This window comes from Sphaerospermopsis kisseleviana CS-549 (genome assembly GCF_028329225.1).
Lineage (GTDB): Bacteria > Cyanobacteriota > Cyanobacteriia > Cyanobacteriales > Nostocaceae > Sphaerospermopsis > Sphaerospermopsis kisseleviana.
This window is the reverse complement of the sequence record NZ_JAQMTI010000286.1, coordinates 1-1,965: the sequence shown is the minus strand read 5'-3', so window position 1 is coordinate 1,965 and position 1,965 is coordinate 1. Positions and strand designations below refer to the sequence as shown.

Here is a 1,965-nt window from a genome sequence, read left to right as displayed (position 1 = left end):
TTTTTTAATTATTTTTGGGCGATAGCGAAGCGCTGCTGCAAGCAGTTCGCTATTGATCGGAAGTTAATCGCCAAAAGCCTGAAACGACGGATTTTCGTTCATGCACATCATGGTGAATTTGTACAGTGCGTAAGTCCTATAGTAATGTCATTATTCTGAAAAGATATAAAATAATATCATTACTATTTTATATCCAGCATATCTCAAATAATTGAGAGGTATAAAATAAAACCTACTCAAACCCAATCAAACCCATAACAGGGTTTTGCGAATGAATTTGATCTCCGTAATAAGAGACTAAAAAGATGAAAACCCTTAACTCAGTAAAAGACGGAATAGCTCGAAAAATCGGCGATAGCCCCCGTAATGTCTTTATGCTTACGGATTTTAAAGATATTGCGGCTGACAGCCAAGTTAGGACTGTTTTTGATCAGCTAGAAACAGAAGGTAAAATAATCAAAATGAGTGAGAATTGCTATGCTAAAGCAGTTATCTCTCCTCTATCAAAGCGCGTAGTGCCTTGTAAAGCATTACGTGAATTGGCAACTGAGTTTTTGGAATATTTGAACATAGAAGTTGTACCGTCAAGCTATGACAAAGCTTACAACGAAGGACGGACAACCCAAGTCCCCACCGGACGGGTTATTGGGGTTAAAAAACCTATTCCAATTCCCCCTAAATTTGGTTACGATGGTAAATTTGTAACCTTTGAATACGTTGGTTAATCCATATCCTGTGAGTGCGTCTATTGATCCAATCTTATTAGAAGTTATTGCCAGTGATCTAGGCGTTGATCCTTCCTTTGTTGAAAAGGATTGGTATGCTACGAGAATAATAGCTGCCTTGATTACCGTTGATAAGCTTGGTATGAGATTAGTTTGTGCGGGTGGGACTAGCTTATCTAAAGGATTTGGTTTAATTCAACGTTTTTCAGAAGACCTTGATTTCAAGGTCATTTTACCGATTTTAGAACCCACTCGGAACGAACGCAGCAAATATAAAAACGAAATTTTAGATGTAATTCGTAACAGTAGTTCAGATTGGGCATTGAATGAGAACGAGATAAAAGCTCGTGATAAAAATAGTCAAGTTACTTGCAGTATTACTTACCAACAAAATTTTAAACAAGATATTGCGCTTCGTCCTTATATAAAATTAGATATCAAATTTACCTCGCTCGTCTTACCTTTTGAAGAAAAATCTTTAACATCTTTTATATCTCAAGCAATGGGATTACCACCAGAAGTTCCATCAATTGCTTGTTGTTCACCTGTAGAAACAGCCGCAGAAAAATTAAGTGCTTTAACTTGGCGAATTTTGACTAGAAATCGAGAAAATGAACACGATGATCCATCTATCATTCGCCATTTATATGATTTAACAGCATTAAATCTCATGATTAAAGATGACCAAAACTTTTCAAGTTTGGTTTCTAAATTTATGCAAGAAGATGTTAATAGCAACAGAGGGCAAATTCAATCTTTATCTATACCTAAAGTCGAATTATTACCAAAGATGTTTGAGCAGTTAGAATCAGATCCTATTTACCATGAGGAATACACAAGATTTGTAAAGGGGATGTCCTACGCTACAGAAGATGAATGCCCTACTTTTGAGGAATGTATAGAAACTGTTAAAAGTATAGTTGCCAGATTAGAATTAGCTTTTGATTAGTTTATAAAGTATAATCGCTATTTTAAACTTTTACTAACCAACCATCCCATCTGATTACCCAGCTTCCCCGCTTTGGTAAAGGTAAAGCTACCCCACACAAAGGTCAACAGGTTGGAACGCAAGCGCATCAGTTTATCTGCATTAATCTCAGCCGTTTTGATCACGAATGGCGCACATCCGTATTCAATGTCCCATAGTGTGATTGGTCTTGATGGTAATTCTTGACATACCTGTTTTAACTGCCATACCGCCTTGTCTATAGGATTTTCCCAACTTGTAATTCTTTCATGT

General features: G+C 36.5%; 2 protein-coding genes and 1 pseudogene. 2 read left to right on the top strand and 1 reads right to left on the bottom strand.

Going from position 1 to position 1,965, the window contains the following annotated elements; translation table 11 throughout:
• Positions 1-305 precede the first annotated feature (305 nt).
• Positions 306-725, top strand: coding sequence for a hypothetical protein (locus PN497_RS22710; RefSeq protein ID WP_096569119.1), 420 nt, complete (start codon positions 306-308; stop codon positions 723-725).
• Positions 718-1,674: a nucleotidyl transferase AbiEii/AbiGii toxin family protein gene (locus tag PN497_RS22705; protein ID WP_272110888.1), complete on the top strand. Its 957-nt coding sequence runs from the start codon at positions 718-720 to the stop codon at positions 1,672-1,674. The genes PN497_RS22710 and PN497_RS22705 overlap by 8 nt, the downstream gene beginning before the upstream one ends.
• A 17-nt stretch (positions 1,675-1,691) precedes the next feature.
• Here the strand turns inward: PN497_RS22705 and PN497_RS22700 are convergent.
• Positions 1,692-1,965: pseudogene (locus PN497_RS22700) on the bottom strand (hypothetical protein); the annotation flags it as partial.

Excerpts from the sequence above, each read along its gene's own strand:
- PN497_RS22710 (WP_096569119.1), top strand. The coding sequence starts at position 306 with ATGAAAACCCTTAACTCAGTAAAAGACGGAATAGCTCGAAAAATCGGC.